General features: G+C 69.8%; 18 protein-coding genes and 1 pseudogene. 8 read left to right on the plus strand and 11 right to left on the minus strand.

Annotation, left to right across the window (positions count from 1 at the left end):
* Positions 1-813 precede the first annotated feature (813 nt).
* Together E2C06_RS12950 and E2C06_RS12955 are read right to left on the minus strand one after the other, a co-directional pair.
* On the minus strand, positions 814-2,391 hold the full coding sequence (locus tag E2C06_RS12950) for a Fic family protein (RefSeq protein ID WP_133289031.1): 1,578 nt from the start codon (positions 2,389-2,391) through the stop codon (positions 814-816).
* A gap of 317 nt (positions 2,392-2,708) precedes the next feature.
* Positions 2,709-2,918 carry a hypothetical protein gene (locus E2C06_RS12955; RefSeq protein ID WP_133289032.1) on the minus strand — a complete coding sequence of 70 codons (210 nt, stop codon included), beginning with the start codon at positions 2,916-2,918 and terminating at the stop codon, positions 2,709-2,711.
* A gap of 191 nt (positions 2,919-3,109) precedes the next feature.
* On the opposite strand from E2C06_RS12955, the gene E2C06_RS12960 reads away from it, so the two are divergent.
* The 3 genes from E2C06_RS12960 to E2C06_RS12970 all read left to right on the plus strand — a co-directional run bounded on the left by E2C06_RS12960 (position 3,110) and on the right by E2C06_RS12970 (position 6,277).
* Positions 3,110-3,460: a hypothetical protein gene (locus E2C06_RS12960; RefSeq protein ID WP_133289033.1), complete on the plus strand. Its 351-nt coding sequence runs from the start codon at positions 3,110-3,112 to the stop codon at positions 3,458-3,460.
* Positions 3,461-3,530: 70 nt separating this feature from the next.
* Positions 3,531-5,483 carry a copper resistance system multicopper oxidase gene (locus tag E2C06_RS12965; protein WP_277751820.1) on the plus strand — a complete coding sequence of 651 codons (1,953 nt, stop codon included), beginning with the start codon at positions 3,531-3,533 and terminating at the stop codon, positions 5,481-5,483.
* Positions 5,480-6,277: a copper resistance protein B gene (locus tag E2C06_RS12970; RefSeq protein WP_133289034.1), complete on the plus strand. Its 798-nt coding sequence runs from the start codon at positions 5,480-5,482 to the stop codon at positions 6,275-6,277. The genes E2C06_RS12965 and E2C06_RS12970 overlap by 4 nt, the downstream gene beginning before the upstream one ends.
* Before the next feature lie 42 nt (positions 6,278-6,319).
* Here E2C06_RS12970 and E2C06_RS40590 read toward each other — a convergent pair.
* From E2C06_RS40590 to E2C06_RS12985, 3 genes and pseudogenes are all read right to left on the minus strand, one after another.
* Positions 6,320-7,053, minus strand: a pseudogene (locus tag E2C06_RS40590) (DUF4396 domain-containing protein).
* A 3-nt stretch (positions 7,054-7,056) separates the two neighbouring features.
* Positions 7,057-7,362, minus strand: coding sequence for a heavy-metal-associated domain-containing protein (locus E2C06_RS40780; RefSeq protein WP_206664525.1), 306 nt, complete (start codon positions 7,360-7,362; stop codon positions 7,057-7,059).
* Between the two features lie 147 nt (positions 7,363-7,509).
* On the minus strand, positions 7,510-9,906 hold the full coding sequence (locus E2C06_RS12985) for a heavy metal translocating P-type ATPase (RefSeq protein ID WP_133289035.1): 2,397 nt from the start codon (positions 9,904-9,906) through the stop codon (positions 7,510-7,512).
* Positions 9,907-10,102: 196 nt separating this feature from the next.
* On the opposite strand from E2C06_RS12985, the gene cueR reads away from it, so the two are divergent.
* Both cueR and E2C06_RS12995 read left to right on the plus strand, forming a co-directional pair.
* Positions 10,103-10,561, plus strand: coding sequence for a Cu(I)-responsive transcriptional regulator (gene cueR, locus E2C06_RS12990; RefSeq protein WP_133289036.1), 459 nt, complete (start codon positions 10,103-10,105; stop codon positions 10,559-10,561).
* A 99-nt stretch (positions 10,562-10,660) separates the two neighbouring features.
* Positions 10,661-11,137, plus strand: coding sequence for a DUF411 domain-containing protein (locus E2C06_RS12995; RefSeq protein ID WP_165982365.1), 477 nt, complete (start codon positions 10,661-10,663; stop codon positions 11,135-11,137).
* Positions 11,138-11,150: 13 nt separating this feature from the next.
* Here E2C06_RS12995 and E2C06_RS13000 read toward each other — a convergent pair whose 3' ends face one another.
* On the minus strand, positions 11,151-11,555 hold the full coding sequence (locus E2C06_RS13000) for a four-helix bundle copper-binding protein (protein ID WP_133289037.1): 405 nt from the start codon (positions 11,553-11,555) through the stop codon (positions 11,151-11,153).
* A gap of 316 nt (positions 11,556-11,871) precedes the next feature.
* On the opposite strand from E2C06_RS13000, the gene E2C06_RS13005 reads away from it, so the two are divergent.
* From E2C06_RS13005 to E2C06_RS13015, 3 genes are read left to right on the plus strand one after another with little or no spacing between them, the layout of a single operon-like run.
* Positions 11,872-12,138 carry a DUF2933 domain-containing protein gene (locus E2C06_RS13005; protein WP_133289038.1) on the plus strand — a complete coding sequence of 89 codons (267 nt, stop codon included), beginning with the start codon at positions 11,872-11,874 and terminating at the stop codon, positions 12,136-12,138.
* Positions 12,135-12,800, plus strand: a complete 666-nt coding sequence (locus E2C06_RS13010; protein WP_133289039.1) for a methyltransferase family protein — start codon at positions 12,135-12,137, stop codon at positions 12,798-12,800. The genes E2C06_RS13005 and E2C06_RS13010 overlap by 4 nt, the downstream gene beginning before the upstream one ends.
* Positions 12,801-12,837: 37 nt before the next feature.
* Positions 12,838-13,260: a hypothetical protein gene (locus E2C06_RS13015; protein WP_133289040.1), complete on the plus strand. Its 423-nt coding sequence runs from the start codon at positions 12,838-12,840 to the stop codon at positions 13,258-13,260.
* A gap of 31 nt (positions 13,261-13,291) precedes the next feature.
* Here E2C06_RS13015 and dmeF read toward each other — a convergent pair whose 3' ends face one another.
* From dmeF to E2C06_RS13040, 5 genes are all read right to left on the minus strand, one after another.
* Positions 13,292-14,302, minus strand: a complete 1,011-nt coding sequence (gene dmeF / locus E2C06_RS13020) for a CDF family Co(II)/Ni(II) efflux transporter DmeF (protein WP_133289041.1) — start codon at positions 14,300-14,302, stop codon at positions 13,292-13,294.
* A 60-nt stretch (positions 14,303-14,362) separates the two neighbouring features.
* Positions 14,363-15,259, minus strand: coding sequence for a CopD family protein (locus tag E2C06_RS40280; RefSeq protein WP_133289042.1), 897 nt, complete (start codon positions 15,257-15,259; stop codon positions 14,363-14,365).
* Positions 15,256-15,606: a copper resistance CopC family protein gene (locus E2C06_RS13030; RefSeq protein WP_165982366.1), complete on the minus strand. Its 351-nt coding sequence runs from the start codon at positions 15,604-15,606 to the stop codon at positions 15,256-15,258. Before E2C06_RS13030 ends, E2C06_RS40280 begins: the two co-directional genes overlap by 4 nt.
* Positions 15,607-15,691: 85 nt before the next feature.
* On the minus strand, positions 15,692-16,180 hold the full coding sequence (locus E2C06_RS13035) for a hypothetical protein (RefSeq protein ID WP_133289044.1): 489 nt from the start codon (positions 16,178-16,180) through the stop codon (positions 15,692-15,694).
* Between the two features lie 298 nt (positions 16,181-16,478).
* Positions 16,479-16,784, minus strand: a complete 306-nt coding sequence (locus E2C06_RS13040) for a hypothetical protein (RefSeq protein ID WP_133289045.1) — start codon at positions 16,782-16,784, stop codon at positions 16,479-16,481.
* Positions 16,785-16,800: the final 16 nt, after the last annotated feature.

Raw genomic sequence — 16,800 nt, forward strand, 5'->3', positions numbered from 1 at the left:
TTGGCCACATGCGCAGGCTGTCGAAGCTGCCCGACCGCGTCCGCAGCTTCTTCGGGCACAAGACTTTCCGCTACGCCGCTTGATTCAAGATCGCCCAGGCCGGATCAATAACTCAGCATTGACAGCAGCGTCGCGGCCAACAAGCCAGATAGCCGCATAGCTGCACGCCGCGCAGCACGAAGACCACCATGGCGAAGACGAAGTCAAAAGCAGCGATGTCACCGCGGATCGCCTCTAGGGCAGCCGGGGTTGGTCGTTAATGTTCGCTTCCCTTCAGTGCCAGGCTCAGTTCCGGTCTCCGCCGGGAACGCCGAACAGGACGACGTCGTAGAGCTTGCCCGGCATATCCATCTCGGGCGAGGAGGGCGGCGTGCCAGGGGCGGAGAGGCCCCCCTTGGCATGACACGGACAACAACCTCGAACCCGGCCGCCCATATGTGGCGGACCCAGTCCTCGGAAGAGCGGTCACCGCAGCCTAACCGACATGCGGGCAGCGTGGCTGGACCAGACCGCCAGGTGCGCCGCAGAGTGCAACCCAGTGTCCAGGAAGCCGGGTGCGCTACAGGAGGCTGCCAGCTGAACCGCGAGATGGACGACCTGAGGACCAGCTACCTGCGGGTCCCAAGCTACTGATCTTCATGTACAAAGGCCGGGCCCGGCCGGGGTGACGGCCGCGAAGCAGCCGCCGAGGGAAATGCACCGCCCGCTCGGGCTCGGAGCATGGCGCAGAGATTGGAATGCCTGGCGAGTAGGCGTCGGGCGCTCAAAGGGCGCCGCCCCGGGTTTCGCGGCATGCTGACGGCGGAAGGCGCGCTAAGTCTTCAGCTCCGCTCCCGGGGAGCCTTCGGGAGCGGCCTGGGGCAGGTCGAAAGCCCCCTGGACGATCCCCTCCACCGCCCTGACCTCGTCGTCGGACAGGTCGCTGAACTCCTTGGCTCGGCGCCTCTTCGGCAGGACGCCGCCGTTCTGTCTCGCAAATAGAATCAGCAGCGACAGCCGCGCGTCCGACATGTCGAACAGGCTCAGGATCTCCGACTTGGCGCGGTCGTAGGCGCGCAGGTGCGCGATCTCGCGTGGCAAATCCTCCTCGACGGTGCGGGCGATGCACGCGCAGAGGAATTCGGCGAAGTCGGTCACATCGAAGAACGCGTACAGGTCGAAGGTGTCGTTGACGATCTCGACGTTGCCCCGTTCGGTCGGCCGCCACTCGATGTGGTCCATCAGCGGCCCGGAGTGCGCTCTGAGGAGGCGCACGTAGTCCTCGATGGCGTCGAGGATCGCGGTGGACACGGGGAACAGGATGCCCGGCGGCGAGAACCCGCGCTCCGCCAGGACGTGGTGGACGAGGAACCGGTGGAGGCGCCCGTTGCCGTCCTCGAAAGGGTGCACCATGACGAAGCCGAAGGAGAGCGCTGCCGCCTGGACCGCGGGGTTGAGGCGGTCCTCGGACATCCGGGCGTTCGCCGCGATGATCCCGTCCATCAGTCGGGGAAGGTCCTGCGGACGGGCGCCGATGAATTCGGGGACCGGGTTGCCGTCCGACATGCGGTCGCCGAGGAACACGCCTTCCGTGCGGATGCCGGGGGCGACGTGCCGCCCGTCCTCGATGATAACCGACTGGAGGCGCTCAAGCTCGGCGACCGACAGCGGGCGCTGCCCCGCCTGCATGACGGCCCGCCCCCACCTCTCGATGCGGTTCCTCGGGGGCCTCTCCCCCTCAATTTGGAAACTGGCTTGGCTATCGGCCAAGAGGAGAAAACTCGCGGCCCTGGCCAGCACCCGCCGGTCCGCCCGTCCGGTGATCTCCCTAGCTCGCTCCTCGAGCCTGCGGCCGATGAACTCCTCGAGCAGCGCCGTCCGGCGGATAATCGGGCAGAAGTCCGGGGTGCCGGGCAGGTTGTCCCGGATCCGGTGCCGCAGCGAGTTCCGGGGTCGGGCGGCGAAGTAAGCCTCGGGGTCGATGGCGTCGGCGTAGTTGCCCGTCAAGGCGTCCGGGAGGTCCAGCCGCCGTCCCGTGAGCCACTCGAACAGGAACCATGCCCGCCGGGTCCAAGCACCGGTCGGCGCCGACGCCACCACTTCCTCCATCTGCCCGGCCGGGATCGCGTCGAAGATCCGCTTGAGCAGCAGGAGATCGAGGGCCTCGTGCCTCAGCGCGAAGGTCAGGTGCCCCGCCAGGGTGGGCTCCGGCCGCATGCGCCTGCCGAAGATGGTCCAGTCGGCAGCTTCCTGGCGCCCCTCTTTGATAAAAATCGGCACCACGCACGAGGCGCGCCGGACGGGGGCGTCCACACTGTACGCTTGAACCAGTGCGGCGTAGCCCACAAGCTCCCCGGACGACGGCACGAGCCGCTCGCGGAAGACTCGGGGCGTGCTGAAAGCCGTGGGCATGGTGGAAAACCGATTACGACCGACGCATTTCGATTAGGATAGCGCGATCGGGCAGCAAATCCATTAAGCAACTGATTTTGCGAATTAATTTGAGATGCCCTGAGGCACACAAGGGGCAAGCCTCTGAATCCATTGATGACGCAAGCCGAATGCCTCAGCCCCCGAGGCCGCGGGTCACCATACCAATGACTTCGTTGCGGCCTCGTGCGGCCCCTCCGGGCCCACTGCCGCAGGATCAGCTTCGCCCTCCGCGCTAAGTTGAATCAAAGGGCACCAACTCGCTCCGGTGTTAACCTTCGTACAAGCGGCCACTGCCTTCAGTGGCGGGACCGACCTGGCGCGTGCGCCCCGACGGCCGCGAAGTACGCGTCCGCCAGGACCGAACCTGCTGACGCATCGCTGCAGAGGGCCTCCAAGGCGCGCAGCAGGTGCTCAGCCGCCTCCGTCTGCCCCTCCTCCAGGGCCCGCTCGAGCGCCGCCAGGATCTGCTCCTCCAGGTTCGGGGGTGGCGGCAGCTCCTCCTCCATCGTTCAGACCGCCGGAGACCGTGCGCCCTTCCCTCGTGGGAGGGTCAAGCGCCCCCGGCCCGGCGCCGCATACATACTTTGAAATACTCGGCGGTGCCGTCCCGGCTTGGCGTCCGGACGTTCGTAGTGGAAACCGTCCTCCCCGCGCCCCACCGGCAGCGCCGGGGACAGCGGCCAAGGAGACGCACCGAATGTTCGACACCAGGATCCTTCGCACCAGCCTCACGCTGGCGCTCGGCCTCTCCCTCGCGGCCTGCGCTCAGCAGCAGAGCCCGCCGCCCGCGCAGCAGACCGGCGGCATGTCGGGCACGGGCATGGCTGGGCACAGCATGTCCGGGATGTCCGGCATGCAGGGACACGACATGCGCGGAATGGACATGCAGCAGATGATGGCGCACTGCGCCCAGATGCGTCAGCAGATGCGCCAGGGCGCGAGCATGAACCCCGACATGCAGCAGATGATGGCCCACTGCGACCAGATGGACCGGCAGATGGGCGGCATGTCCGGCGCGCCCCGTGGCCCGGTCTCGCCGAACCGCTGACACGCGAGGACGGCACCCGCCTCACCATCGGCAAGGAGTCGGAGACGTGCTCGGGAAGCCATCCCTTCTCGTGCCCAGACGCGCTGGCGGCCTGACGCGGCGGCGCTTCGTGCTGGGTGCAGCCTCAGCCGGGACGCTCACGGGCCTCGGCGCGCTCGGCCCAGGTGCCGCACTGGCCGCGCCCGGCCAAGTGCCCACGCTGAGCGGCAGCCGGTTCGACCTCGCCGTCCAGCCGACGCCGATGAACGTCACCGGCCGCCAGATTGTGGCAACCGGCGTGAACGGGTCCATCCCGGGCCCAATCCTGCGCTGGCGCCAGGGCGACACCGTCACGCTGAACGTGACCAACCGGTTGAGCGTGCCGACCTCCATCCATTGGCACGGCATCCGCTCGCCGTCGAACATGGACGGCGTCCCCGGGCTCAGCTTCCGGGGCATCCCGCCTGGGGAAACCTTTACTTACCGCATCCCGCTGCGGCAGAGCGGCACCTACTGGTACCACAGCCACTCCGGCTTCCAGGAGCAGACCGGGGTCTATGGCGCGCTCGTCGTCGAGCCGCGGGACGGCTACCCGGTCGCGTTCGACCGCGACTACGTTGTGCTGCTCTCGGACTGGACCGACGACAACCCCGAGGTCATCGTCAGCAATCTCAAGTTCCAGAGCGACTACTACAACTTTCACCAGCGCACGGTCGGCACGTTCTTCGCCGACGTGGCGCGGCACGGCCTCAGCGCGACAATCGAGGACCGCCTGCAATGGGGCCGCATGCGGATGAGCCCCACCGACATCGCCGACGTGACGGGCTACACCTACACCTACCTGCTCAACGGCCAGCCGCCCGGCTCGAACTGGACGGCGCTGTTCCGCCCGGGCGAGAGGGTGCGCCTGCGCTTCATCAACGGCGCGACCATGACCTTCTTCGACGTCCGGATCCCGGGCCTCAAGATGTCGGTCGTCGAGGCCGACGGGAACAGCGTGGTGCCCGTCGAAATCGACGAGTTCCGCATCGGTGTCGCCGAGACCTACGATGTCATCGTCCAGCCCCGCGAGGACCGCGCCTACACCGTCTTCGCGCAGTCCATGGACCGCACGGGCTTCGCGCGTGGCACGCTGGCCACTCGCCCCGGCATCGCCGGGCCCATCCCGCCCATGGACCCCCGGCCGATCCGGACGATGGTCGACATGGGCATGGGCCGCATGGACATGGGCGGAGGCATGTCCGGCATGACCGGGCACGCTGACACGACGTCCCGCGCGGCGTCCGACCGCGCCGGCGGCGGCGCGAACGGCCAGCGCGGCGCCCCTCGCCGCCCGACCTCCGGCGACCGCGGAGGAGCCATCGGCCACGCCGCGGTGCCCGCACCGGCCATGACGCAAGGAAACACGGCGAGCGGCGGCATGCCCGGGATGGACATGGGAGGCGCCCCCACGCCCGGCATGGGGCACGGCTCGATGGCGGGCATGAACATGGGCGGCGGCATGCCGGGCATGGGCATGCCGCCCGACCCGACCGCCGCCCGGCTGCGGGGCCAGCCGGGGGTGGACAACGTAGCCATGATGCCGATGAACCGTCTTTCCGAGGCGGGCGACGGCCTCGACGGGAACGGGCGCCGCGTCCTAACCTACGCTGACCTCCGGGCCGTGATTCCGGGCGACGACCCGCGCCCACCGTCCCGGGAAATCGTCCTCCACCTAACCGGGAACATGGAGCGCTACGTCTGGGGCTTCGACGGCCGCAAGTTCTCCCAGGCCGAGCCGATCCGCCTCAAGCTCGGTGAGCGCGTCCGCTTCATCCTCATCAACGACACGATGATGGAGCACCCCATCCACCTGCACGGCCTCTGGAGCGAGCTCGAGAACGGCCACGGCAACTACCGCCCCTACAAACATACCATCGTCGTCAAGCCCGGCGAGAGGCTGAGCTACCTGGTGACCGCGGACGAGCCCGGGGCTTGGGCCTACCACTGCCATCTCCTCTACCACATGGAGATGGGCATGTTCCGCGCGGTGGTCGTGGAATGAGAGGCGCAAGGTCTCCGGCGGCCAAGCTCGCCGTTTCAGCCCTGGCCACAGTCCTCGCGGCCACGTTCATCCCCGCGGCCCACGCCCAGCAGGGCGGCACCGCGTCCCCGATCTACCTGGGCTCCATGATGGCGGCGAGCGGAGTGCAGCCGGTCACGGACAACCAGATCTTTTCCCACCTCCTGCTCAACCAGCTGGAGGACCGCAGCACCGGCTCCCGCAACCGCTTCCGGTGGGAGGGCCAGGGTTGGATCGGGACCGACTACGACAGGCTCTGGCTGAAGAGCGAGGGCAACGTCAACCGCACCGGCACCATGAGCGACGGGCGTCAGGAGGCCCTGTACGGCCGGGCGATCTCGACCTATTTCGACCTCCAGGCCGGGGTGCGCACGGACCTGGACTCTTCGCGCGGCCGGACCTGGGCGGCGCTCGGCGTCCAGGGCCTCGCCGTCTACTGGTTCGACCTGGAGGCCACGGTCTACGCGAGTGACAGCGGGCACTTCGCCGCGCGTCTGGAGGGCTCCTACGACTTGCTCATCACCCAGCGCCTCATCCTGCAGCCGCAGGCGGAGCTGAACTTTTACAGCAAGGACGACCGCGGTCGCGGCGTCGGATCCGGCCTGTCGAGCTTCGATACCGGCCTGCGGTTGCGCTACGAGATCAGCCGCAAGTTCGCCCCCTACGTTGGGGTCACCTACGAGGAGAGGTTTGGACACTCGGCCGACTTCGCCCGGCGCGAGGGCGAGCGAGCCCACGATCTGCGCTTCGTGTTCGGCGCCCGGATCTGGTTCTAGGGCCGATCCGAGGTCTCGCACCCCGTTCCAGCCCGCGCGAATCTACATCTTCTCCTTCACACCTTTACGGATGAGCCACCAGTTCACGGGATAGGAAGTGACGAAGCCGCAAACCATCGCAATCTGCATCATGAACCAGAACTCGACTGAGTTGGTCTCGAGCCGTACCCCAAGGAAGTGGCGGAAGAGATAGAAGCTGGCAAAGGCCATGAAGCCGTACATACCCCCTGCCACGCGGTCAGCGACAGGGTGTCCGCCTTGAGCGCCTGGACGAGTCCCTGGCCGACCGACAAATTCCGCATCGGCTTGATGGTGAAGAATTGGAAGGCGATGCCGAGCGCGAAGGCTAAGATGTAATCGGCCACCCAGACGGCGTACATCTTCTCGCTGAACAGGGTGCGCCAGCCGAGCCAGACGGCGACGGCGGGCACGAAGAAGACCAGCCATTCGGCGAGGATGTCGCCGAGCGCGCAGCCGCTTCCGCAATGGCTGGCGCCTTTGCCGACCATCACCGGTAAGGGCGTCTCCCGCTTGCTCGGCATCTCCTCGTGGCGCTCCATGGCTGCGTGCGCCCTCTCATGCGTAGCGAGGCGCCCGCAGGCGAAGTAGCCCCACAGCGTGACGACAGTCCCGAAAAGCGCCGTCACCGGCCAGACGACGTTCATGATGCCCATATGCTGGGGGTATCGGGCGACGTCGGCGATAATGATAGACGCGCAGATGGCCCCGATCACCAAGGCGCCGATGGAGAGGTCGTGAAGCCAGGCAGGAATCATGGCTCAGCAGCTACATCCGCAGCCGCCAGCCCTCGGCCCCCGCCCGGGCGACCCGCCCGGCTCCATGACAGCGCGGTACCCGGCCCCTGTCACGGCAACGAGCAAGTCCTCCAGGCAGGCACTGCCCAGTACCATCGCGCACCCCGCCGCAAGGTCAACCTCGACGCTGATGGTGCCGGGAACCCGCGAGAGCGCCCGGTGGACGGCGTTGGCGCAGTATCCGCAGGTCATGCCGCCAATGAAGAGGACCGTGCAATCTCGGTCCTGGCCGGACAGCGCCAGGCGTTCGGGTATCATGGCTTCACTCATCTTCGACCTCCTGAATGCAGATGCAACCGAGCTGGGGTTTCCCTCTATGGCAGAGGTCAACCCCCTGGGCGCAGTCCAGGCTGCCTCTATGCCTTTTCGAGTTCCCGAGTCTGTGCCTGGCTACCCATGCAGCCGACGATAGGTGCCTCACAGCCGCACCGCCCGCAGGCGCAGCGAGTTCCCGATGACGGACACCGAGCTCAGCGCCATGGCGAGCGCGGCGACAATTGGGCTGAGCAGGATGCCGAGGAACGGGTAGAGCACGCCCGCTGCGAGCGGGATTCCGGCCGCGTTGTAGACGAAGGCGAAGAACAGGTTCTGCCGGATGTTTCGCATCACCGCGCGCGACAGCGTCCGCGCCCGCGCGATGCCCGCGAGGTCGCCTTTCACCAGCGTCACGCCCGCGCTCTGCATGGCGACGTCCGTCCCGGTGCCCATGGCGATGCCGACGTCGGCCTCGGCCAGGGCCGGGCTGTCGTTGACCCCGTCCCCCGCCATGGCGACGACCTTTCCCTTCGCCCTGAGCTCCCGGACGATGCGGTGCTTGTCCTCGGGCAAGACGTCCCCCTGGAACTCGTCGATCCCGAGCTTCCGCGCCACGGCTTCAGCCGTCGTCCGGTTGTCGCCGGTCAGCATGACGATGTGGATGCCCTCGGCGCGGAGACTTGCCAGCGCGGCGGGCGTCGTCGGCTTCACGGGATCGGCCACCGCGATGACGCCGCCCGGCTTGCCGTCCACGGCAAGGAAAAGTGCGGTGCCGCCCTCGCGCCGCAGCTCGTCCGCCTTGGCGGCCAGCTCGCCCAGGTCCACCCCGAGCTCCTGCATCAGCCGGGCGTTGCCCAACGCGACCCGGCGCCCGCCGACCGTGCCGGTCACGCCCTTGCCGGTCACCGAGGCGAAGTCGACGGGTTCCTGCATCTCGACCCCGCGCTCTTTGGCCGCGGCGACGACCGCCGCCGCGAGCGGGTGCTCGCTCGAGCGCTCCAGGCTCGCCGCCAGAGGCAGCACCTCGGCCTCGGTCAGGCTGGACACCGGGACCACGGCCACGACCTTCGGCTTGCCCTCGGTCAGGGTGCCGGTCTTGTCCACGACCAGCGTGTCGACCTTCTCCATGTGCTCGAGAGCCTCGGCCGACTTAATGAGCACGCCCGCACCGGCGCCCTTGCCGACGCCGACCATGATGCTCATGGGCGTGGCCAAGCCCAGCGCGCAGGGGCAGGCGATGATGAGCACGGAGACCGCCACGATCAGGGCGTAGGAGAGCGCGGGGCTCGGCCCCCAGACCGCCCAAGCGACGAAGGCCAGCGCCGCGACCGCAATGACGGCTGGGACGAACCAGCCCGCCACTGTGTCGGCCATGCGCTGGATGGGCGCCCGGCTGCGCTGGGCCTCGGCCACCATGGCCACGATGCGCGAGAGCATGGTGTCGGAGCCGACCTTGTCGGCCCGCATGACCAGCGCGCCGGTGCCGTTCACCGTGCCGCCGATGACCTTGGAGCCGGGCGCCTTCTCCACTGGCAGGGATTCGCCGGTGACCATGGACTCGTCCACGGCGCCTCCGCCCTCCAGCACCGCGCCGTCCACCGGCACGCTCTCGCCCGGGCGGACGCGTAGGCGGTCGCCCACTTGGACGTCGGCCAGCGGGATCTCCTCGTCCTCGCCGTTCTCCTTGAGGCGCCGCGCCACTTTTGGTGCCATGTTCAGCAGGGCGCGGATGGCGCCGCCAGTCGCCTCGCGGGCCCGCAGCTCCAGCACTTGGCCGAGCAGGACGAGCACGGTAATGACCGCGGCCGCCTCGAAGTAGACGGCCACGGTGCCGTCCATGCTCCGGAAGCCCTCGGGAAAGACGCCGGGCGCGAGCGTTGCCACGACGCTGTACGCATAGGCGGCCCCTGTCCCGAGCGCGATCAGGCTGAACATGTTCAGGCTGCGGTTCACGACCGACTGCCAGCCGCGGACGAAGAATGGCCACCCGGCCCAGAGCACGACGGGTGTCCCGAGCAGGAACTGGATCCAGACCGACACTCTCGGCGAGACGAGGTGGTGGAGGCCGAGGCCGGGGATATGGCCGCCCATCTCCAAGACGACAGCCGGGAGCGTCAGGACCAGACCGATCCAGAAACGCCGCGTCATGTCCATGAGCTCGTGGTTCGGCGCGGCCTCGGCGGTGATCTCCAGCGGCTCGAGCGCCATGCCGCAGATCGGGCAGTTGCCCGGCCCCTGCTGCCGGATCTCCGGGTGCATCGGGCAGGTGTAGATGGCGGCCTTCTGCGCCGCGGTCGGCGCGGCAGCTTTCTCCGGCTTCAGGTACTTCTCCGGGTCGGCTTGGAACTTCGTCCGGCACCCGGCGGAGCAGAAGTGGAACGTGGTCCCGCCGTGTTCGATGCGGTGCTTCGAGGTGGCTGGGTCCACCTTCATCCCACAGACCGGGTCGGTAACCAAGGCCGCGTCGCCATGGCCGTGGCCCCCGGGGCCGTGATGGTGGCCGCAAGCCGGACCATGGTGGTGGTGCTCGTGTCCGTGGCCTGAGTGCTGACCGCTCATGCTGCCGTCTCCGCGTTGGTCCGCTTCGGCGCGGGCTGGTTCCGACGATGGGCGCAACGTGGTGCTTCCCACCGTGGGAGGGTCAAGGGCTTCATTGGAGGCGCCCACAGCCCCATATCGGCCTTGACCTTACCACGGTGGGAAACCCCACCTTGGGACAAAACCGCCCCCCGGGCGGCTCTGGACGGAGGCCAGCATGAACATCGGGCAGGCGTCGGCGACCTCGGGCGTGTCGGCCAAGATGCTCCGCTACTACGAGAGCATCGGGCTCATCCCAAAGGCGGTCCGCACCGAGGTGGGCTACCGGGTTTACACCGAGAACGACGTGCAGACCCTGCGCTTCATCCGGCGGGCGCGCGACCTCGGGCTCTCCATCGAGCGCATCAAGCTGCTGGTCGGCCTCTGGCACGACCGCGGACGGTCGAGCGCCGACGTGAAGCGGGTCGCCGCCGACCACGTCGCCGAGCTCGAGGCCAAGATCCTGGAGCTGACCGCGATGCGGGACACCCTGCAGGAGCTGGCGGACGCCTGCCACGGCGACCACCGCCCCGAATGTCCGATCCTGCGCGACTTGGCGGGCGGCGGGGCGAAGTCTCGCAGGGCCCCGGCGAGCCGCAAGGCGGCGCGTGCGAGCGTTCCCGCGGAGCACTGCTGAGGAGGCGGGCGGGCTGTGTGCCCGGGCGCGGTCGGACGGCTGGCCCGCCCGCCGCCAGGCAGGCCAGGAGCGACGAGAATGACGCGGGAGGATGATGCAATGAGTAGCGGAGATACCCTGAAGCCGATGGTGGGCAGGCGGAGCGCGCTCCGCTTGGCGTTGGCCGCCATGGTCACGCTCGGCCTGGCGCGCACGGCGCGGGCTGCCCCGGCCGTGAAAGTGGAGGTCTGGAAGGACCCGAGCTGCGGCTGCTGCGAGGGGTGGGTCCGGCACATGCGGGATGCCGGGTTCAACGTTACCGTCCGCGAGGTTGCGGACGTGCGGCCGGTCAAGGCGGCCAGCGGCGTCCCCGAGGCGCTGTGGTCCTGTCACACGGCCGTGGTGGACGGCTACGTGGTCGAGGGGCATGTCCCCGCGGCCGACGTCCGGCGTCTGCTGGCGGAGCGGCCGCGCGCGAAGGGGCTGTCCGCCCCGGGCATGCCGCCCTCTTCGCCGGGCATGGACATCCAGGGCACGCCCTACGAGGTCGTCGCGTTCGGGGCACCCGAGGCCGACTGGGTCTGGGCACGCCACTGAGCGCGGCGCCGGGTCAGGCGGCCATGCTGCGGATGGCCTCGGCGCAGGCCCGCTCGCAGCGGCGGCAGGACTCGGCACAGACCCGGCAGTGCTCGTGCATGCCCGCGTGGCGCTCGCACTCCTCGCCGCAGAGGCGGCAGGCCATCTCGCAGACTTTCAGCATCTGCCGAATGATCTCCTCATTCGAGCCGGTGCGCCGCGTTGCGATGGAGCCGGTGGCGGCGCAGACGTCCGCGCAATCCAGGTTCAGGCGAATGCACTGCGTGAGCTGCTGGACCATCTGCTCGCCGAGGCAGGCGTCGGCGCAAGAGATGCAGGTCTGGGCGCAGGAGTAGCACTCCTCCAAGCAGCGGATGAGCGCGTCGTTCGTGCTGCCTCTGACGTGGGGGTGCGTAGCGATCATCTGTTGGGCGCGCATGCGATGGTCTCCTTGCCGGGGCGACGGGGCTCCCGCGCGGCGAAGCCGCGCTCCACACGTCGCGGTGCAGAACACGCCCCTCGCAGGAGGGGTTCTGTCCGCGCGCCGTCCGTTGCGGGGCGCCGTCCGGCGGGCGCTTCGGCCGAGGCGCGCAAGCCACTGATCGCCTTGGCGTTCAGTTGGCGAGAAGCGCCAACGGCACCGGGCCTCAGCAATGAAACGTCACAGATCGTCGGCAGGTCTGCGGGCCAGGATTGATGCGAATCAAGGTGGCCACCGCCGACCGGGTCCACGGTGGGCGCAACGGAGGTGCGAGATGCACGACCAACCCCAGACACCTTGGTGGCGCACCCGGGGCGGCGTGGCCCTGCTAGGGTTCGGCCTCGTCGCCGCGTTCTACGTCCTGCGCGAGCACTACGAGCACGCGCTCGGCGCGCTGCCCTACCTGCTCCTGCTCGCCTGCCCGCTGATGCACCTGTTCATGCACCACGGCCACGGTGGGCACCAGGGGCACCATCGAGCGGACGGGCGTGCCGCGCAGGACGCCGAGGGGCCCGGGAGGGTCCAGGGCGGCGCGTCATGACGCACGACGCGCCCGCCTACGGGCTCTGGACGTTGGTCGTCCTGAACTCGTTGGTCTTCATCGTCTTCGCCCTCAGCTTCGGCAAGCCGCGGACCCCGCGCGACTGGCGCTGCTTCGGCGCTTTCAGCGGCTTCATCGTAGCGCTCTTCGCCGAGATGTACGGCTTCCCGCTGACCATCTACCTGCTCTCGGGCTGGCTGCAGGCGCGCTACCCGGGCGTGGACCTGCTGTCGCACGACGCCGGACACCTCTGGTGGACCCTCTTCGGCGTCAAGGGCGACCCGCACTCCAGCCCGCTGCACACCCTGAGCTACACCTTCATCGGCGGTGGCTTCCTGCTGCTCTCCTCGGCCTGGAACGTGCTCTACCAGGCCCAGAGGGAGCATCGGCTGGCGACGTCGGGGACCTACGCCCATGTCCGGCACCCGCAGTACGTCGCCTTCATCGCTGTCATGTTCGGCTTCCTACTCCAGTGGCCGACGCTGCTGACCCTGACGATGTTCCCGGTACTGGTCGGCATGTACGTCCACCTCGCCCACGCCGAGGAGAGGGAGACGCGCCGGGAGTTCGGAGCCGAGTACGACCGCTACGCGGCCCGGGTGCCAGCGTGGTTCCCGCGGCTAGGCAGCCCTACCGGGGCGGATCGGCCGACCTCCGGATGACGACATTGTCGGGGCTCACGAACAGGAAGACTCACACATGCGGCGTGTCTTCGTCCTCTTACGGTCCGCGGTCCTGGCCGCCCTCGTCGCCGGATGCGCGGGGATTTCGGAAGCATCGCGGAACTACCAATTCCAGGTGCTCGACCAGCAGGTGAGGCCGAGCACGAACGCGGAAGTCAGGGTGCTCCTGGTGCACCTCCCGGATGGCCGCCCCGTGACCGGCGCCGTCATCACCAACCACAAGTTCGAGATGTCCATGCCCAACGCCAAGATCATAACGACGCTAATGGTCGAGGGCGTCGGTACGCCGCCGGTCGCCACTGTCGAGGAGGACAACGGCGTCTACCTCGTGCATTCCGTGGTGCCCATGGCCGGGAGCTGGACCATGGTCCTTGAGGCCCGCGTGCCCGGGGAGTCGGTGTCGATCCAGGGCAGCGTGCCTCTCCGTGTTCGGAGCTGAGTGCCGACTGTGGCCGGGAGCTGGAATCGTCTCAGGCCGCGCGCCCGCGTAGAGAAGGCGCGTCCCGGCATTCCTGCACCTCGACCGTGACGTGCGCGATTCCAAGCTCCGCTGGGATCAGCGCCTTGTAGTGCTCCGGCAGGCGCGGCGTGTGCGTCACCACCCCAAGGGTGGCGGCGTAAGCGCCCGGCGCTACCGACCAGACGTGCAGGTCATAGAGCCGATTGTCAGCCACGCCCTCGATGGCCTCGCGCACCGCCCGCAGGACTGGCTCCGGCGCCTGGTGGTCAAGCAGGATGCGGCTGGTGTCCCGCAGCAGCCCCCAGGACCAGCGGGTCACCAGTGCGGCGCCAAGGAGGCCCATTAGCGGGTCCATCCACCACGCGCCGAGGAACAGGCCCGCCAGCAGGGCTGCGATGGCCAGCACCGAGGTCAGGGCGTCGGCCAGGACGTGGAGGTAGGCCGCGCGCAAGTTCAGGTCGTGCCCGTTCTCATGGCCGTGGTAGTGATGGCTTTCGTCGTGGTGGGCGTGGTGTTCATGGTCGTGGTCGTGACTGCCGCCATGCCCGTGGTGGTGGCCGTGGTCGTGGGCGCCGAGGATGAGGACCGAGGCTGCGTTGACCGCAAGGCCGAGGACCGCGACGGCGATGGCCCAGCCGAAGGAGATGGGCACCGGGGCGAGCAGCCGGGTGACGCTCTCCCAGACCATGGCCAGCGCGAAGGCGGCCAAGAGGACAGCCCCGGTGTATCCGGCGAGCGCGTTGACCTTGCCCGTGCCGTAGGCGAAGCGCGGGTCGGCCGCGTGGCGCCGGGCATACGCGTAGGCGAAGGCGCTGATGCCGAGGGCGGCGGCGTGCGAGCCCATATGCAGCCCGTCGGCGAGGAGCGCGACGGAGCCGAAGGCCAGCCCGGCCGCGACCTCAACCGCCATCGTGGCCGCCGTGAGGAGGAGCACAAGCAGGGTCCGCCGCTCACCTCCGCGGGGGCGGTCCTGGCCGAAGGTGTGGCCGTGCCGCCAGGTTTCCATCGAGTGTGTGTGCATGGAGGTTGCCTAACGCTGAAGCCGGGCTGGGTTCAAGGCGCCGCGGCGGCTTCACCGGGCTCAGCCCATGCCCTGCATGCCGCCCGGCGAGGTCGAGACCATCTCGGCGGCCGCCCAGAGCACCAGCAGGGCGACGACCGCCTCGGCTGCCACGGAGCGAGCCAGCCTCGCCCCCGCCCCCGGCGCGCGGGCCGCCAGCGCCGGGGTCAGCCGAAAGCGGTGCCACACCGCGAAGCCGAACAGGACCGCCACCAGGGAAACCTTGGAGAGGAGCGCCCAGCCGTACCAGGAGCCGAGGAGCTCGCCGACCCCGCCGAGGATCCGCAAGGCGAGCAGCAGGCCCGCAGCCACCAGCACCGGCACGGCCGCGGACGCAACGCGGGCCCAGTCCTCGACCAGGCGCGCCGCCCCCGAGCCGTCCCGCCGGGCCGCCCAGGCAAGCGGCAGCAAGCTACCGACCCAATAGGCGGCCACGAGAAGGTGGACCAGCAGCAGGCCAGAGAAGAGAGGTCGCGGGGCGAGCTCGGTGGTGTGGCCGAGGAGCGTGTAGCTGGCGCAGACCACGACGCCCCCGGCCGCCGCCGGGACCGTCCAGCGCGGTCCCAGGCCCAGCGACGCTACGAGCAGCAGGCCGACCCCGCCGAGGCCGTAGGAGGCGCCCGCGCGGGACGCGAGCACCACGCCCCAGACCTCGGGGTCGAGGAGGGTCTCGCCGCCCGTCAGCTCGCCCTCCTGCGCGGCCAGGACGCCGCCCCCCGCCACCAGGCCCAGGAGGGCGGCGCCCACCGCCCAGCGCCGCAGCCGGGCGCCGTCCACGGCCTCCCGGCGGGCACCGAACAGCAGGGCGAAGAAGGCGAGGCCCGCGCCGCCGAGGCTCCCCGCGTAGTAGGCGGCCCGCAGCGCCACGGCGAGGCCGCCCCAGCCGACCTCCCCCGTCCGTAGCAGGGCGAGGATCACCGGGCGCCGGGCTCAATGCGGAAGGCGACCGCGCCGCCGCCGACGTGGCCGTCCTCGGACGCGCCGCGCCACTCGACGCGGTAGCCGCCGGGCGCCAGGCGGTCCTGTACCGTGGCGCGGACCTCCTGCACCGCGGCGGTGCGCGCGCCCTCGCGGGCCAGCTTCCTCTCGTGCCCCGCCTCGTCCAGCAGCCGCAGCGTCATCACCCGCACCGGCTGGTGGAACATCAGGACGATGGCGGGCGGGGCCGAGCCGAGCACCGCGCCGTCGGCGGGCTCGGAGTGGTGAACCTCGGAATGCGCCAGCGCGGGGCCCACCACGGCGAGGCTCAGGGCAAGGGCGGACACGGCGAAAAGGACGCGCCGCCGGGGATGGAAACCAGTCATCTCGGACCTCGGTCTGTGTCGAAGGGCCGCCGCGCGACGCGGCGGTTCAGGCGATGGAATGGCGCCTGCCCAACGCGACGGGCAAGACGTGGAGGCCCGCCCTGCGGGCGCCAGCAATACTTCGAAATGCTGCTCCTGACGGAGCGTCGGCGCAGGCGGCGACGCGGCGCCGCAGCCTGTCGACCTCCGCCTCGGGGCCGAGCAGCGTCGGCACTGTCCGCAGCACTACCTCGGCGGTTCCGCGCCCCGCTTCGGCGACCTCGATCTCAAAGCGGGGCCTGCGCCGCCAGGGGGCCAAGCTCCCGGGCATCCCGAGCGCCGTGATGCGGATGCCCGTCCCGACGGTGTCCACCTCCAGCCGGAAGGGGCCGCCCGCGTATTCCTCGGCCAGGCAGGACGCCAGGCGCGGCGCACTGGCGCTGGCCTCAAGCACCGCGGCGAGCGGGCGGCCGCGCAGGTCGGGCGCCGCGCAGGCGCCCAGGAACAGCAGCGGCAGGAGCGCGGCGGCCCACCCCGGGGCGGGACGGCGCGTCAATGGACGTGCGGCCGGTCCGCCTGGGTGTGGTCGTGGCCGGACGGCGCAGCCGGTGCCGCGGAGGTGGCCTGGGGGACGCCTCCCAGGCCCCCGCCCGTGGCGTGGGCCGGAGCCGTGGCCCGCGACATGCCGCCCGGCGCCCCGGCGCAGGCCGCCAGCGAGACCGCCGCCGCGGCAAGGAAAAGCGTGGTCAACCTGCGCATGCGTCCTCCGTCGTCCGGCATGGGCCCGTGTTCGCAACGCGGCGCCCACGCCCAAGGCCCCCGAGGCCGTTTTACCCGTGGGTCGGCGCGCCGCCCTAGTGGCGCACCTCCGGTCCGCCGTCGCCGGAGTTGCCGACGATCATGCCGCCGGACGGACTGCCGAGGTTCGCGCCGCCCATGAGGCTGTGGTCCATCTCGTAGCCGTCGCCCTGCGCCGAGAGCGTTGGCGCCGCTGTCCCCGGGTGCTGCCTGGGAACCGGGGTGCCACCCATGAGGCCGTGGTCCATCTCGTAAGCGCCACCGCCCTGGGGCGTCAGAACGGGCTGCGCAACACCAGCGTGCGCGCCGAGCAGAAGGGCGACGCTGGCCGCCGCGGCGAGCACGGCGAACTTCTTAGTCATTGGGGATCTCCACTTT

The organism is Dankookia rubra (assembly GCF_004355005.1).
GTDB classification, from domain to species: domain Bacteria; phylum Pseudomonadota; class Alphaproteobacteria; order Acetobacterales; family Acetobacteraceae; genus Paracraurococcus; species Paracraurococcus ruber_A.

Coding starts and splice junctions, on each gene's coding strand:
- E2C06_RS12950 (WP_133289031.1), bottom strand. CDS start 2,391: ATGCCCACGGCTTTCAGCACGCCCCGAGTCTTCCGCGAGCGGCTCGTG.
- E2C06_RS12955 (WP_133289032.1), bottom strand. CDS start 2,918: ATGGAGGAGGAGCTGCCGCCACCCCCGAACCTGGAGGAGCAGATCCTG.
- E2C06_RS12960 (WP_133289033.1), top strand. CDS start 3,110: ATGTTCGACACCAGGATCCTTCGCACCAGCCTCACGCTGGCGCTCGGC.
- E2C06_RS12970 (WP_133289034.1), top strand. CDS start 5,480: ATGAGAGGCGCAAGGTCTCCGGCGGCCAAGCTCGCCGTTTCAGCCCTG.
- E2C06_RS40780 (WP_206664525.1), bottom strand. CDS start 7,362: ATGAGTGAAGCCATGATACCCGAACGCCTGGCGCTGTCCGGCCAGGAC.
- E2C06_RS12985 (WP_133289035.1), bottom strand. CDS start 9,906: ATGAGCGGTCAGCACTCAGGCCACGGACACGAGCACCACCACCATGGT.
- cueR (WP_133289036.1), top strand. CDS start 10,103: ATGAACATCGGGCAGGCGTCGGCGACCTCGGGCGTGTCGGCCAAGATG.
- E2C06_RS12995 (WP_165982365.1), top strand. CDS start 10,661: ATGAGTAGCGGAGATACCCTGAAGCCGATGGTGGGCAGGCGGAGCGCG.
- E2C06_RS13000 (WP_133289037.1), bottom strand. CDS start 11,555: ATGCGCGCCCAACAGATGATCGCTACGCACCCCCACGTCAGAGGCAGC.
- E2C06_RS13005 (WP_133289038.1), top strand. CDS start 11,872: ATGCACGACCAACCCCAGACACCTTGGTGGCGCACCCGGGGCGGCGTG.
- E2C06_RS13010 (WP_133289039.1), top strand. CDS start 12,135: ATGACGCACGACGCGCCCGCCTACGGGCTCTGGACGTTGGTCGTCCTG.
- E2C06_RS13015 (WP_133289040.1), top strand. CDS start 12,838: ATGCGGCGTGTCTTCGTCCTCTTACGGTCCGCGGTCCTGGCCGCCCTC.
- dmeF (WP_133289041.1), bottom strand. CDS start 14,302: ATGCACACACACTCGATGGAAACCTGGCGGCACGGCCACACCTTCGGC.
- E2C06_RS13040 (WP_133289045.1), bottom strand. CDS start 16,784: ATGACTAAGAAGTTCGCCGTGCTCGCCGCGGCGGCCAGCGTCGCCCTT.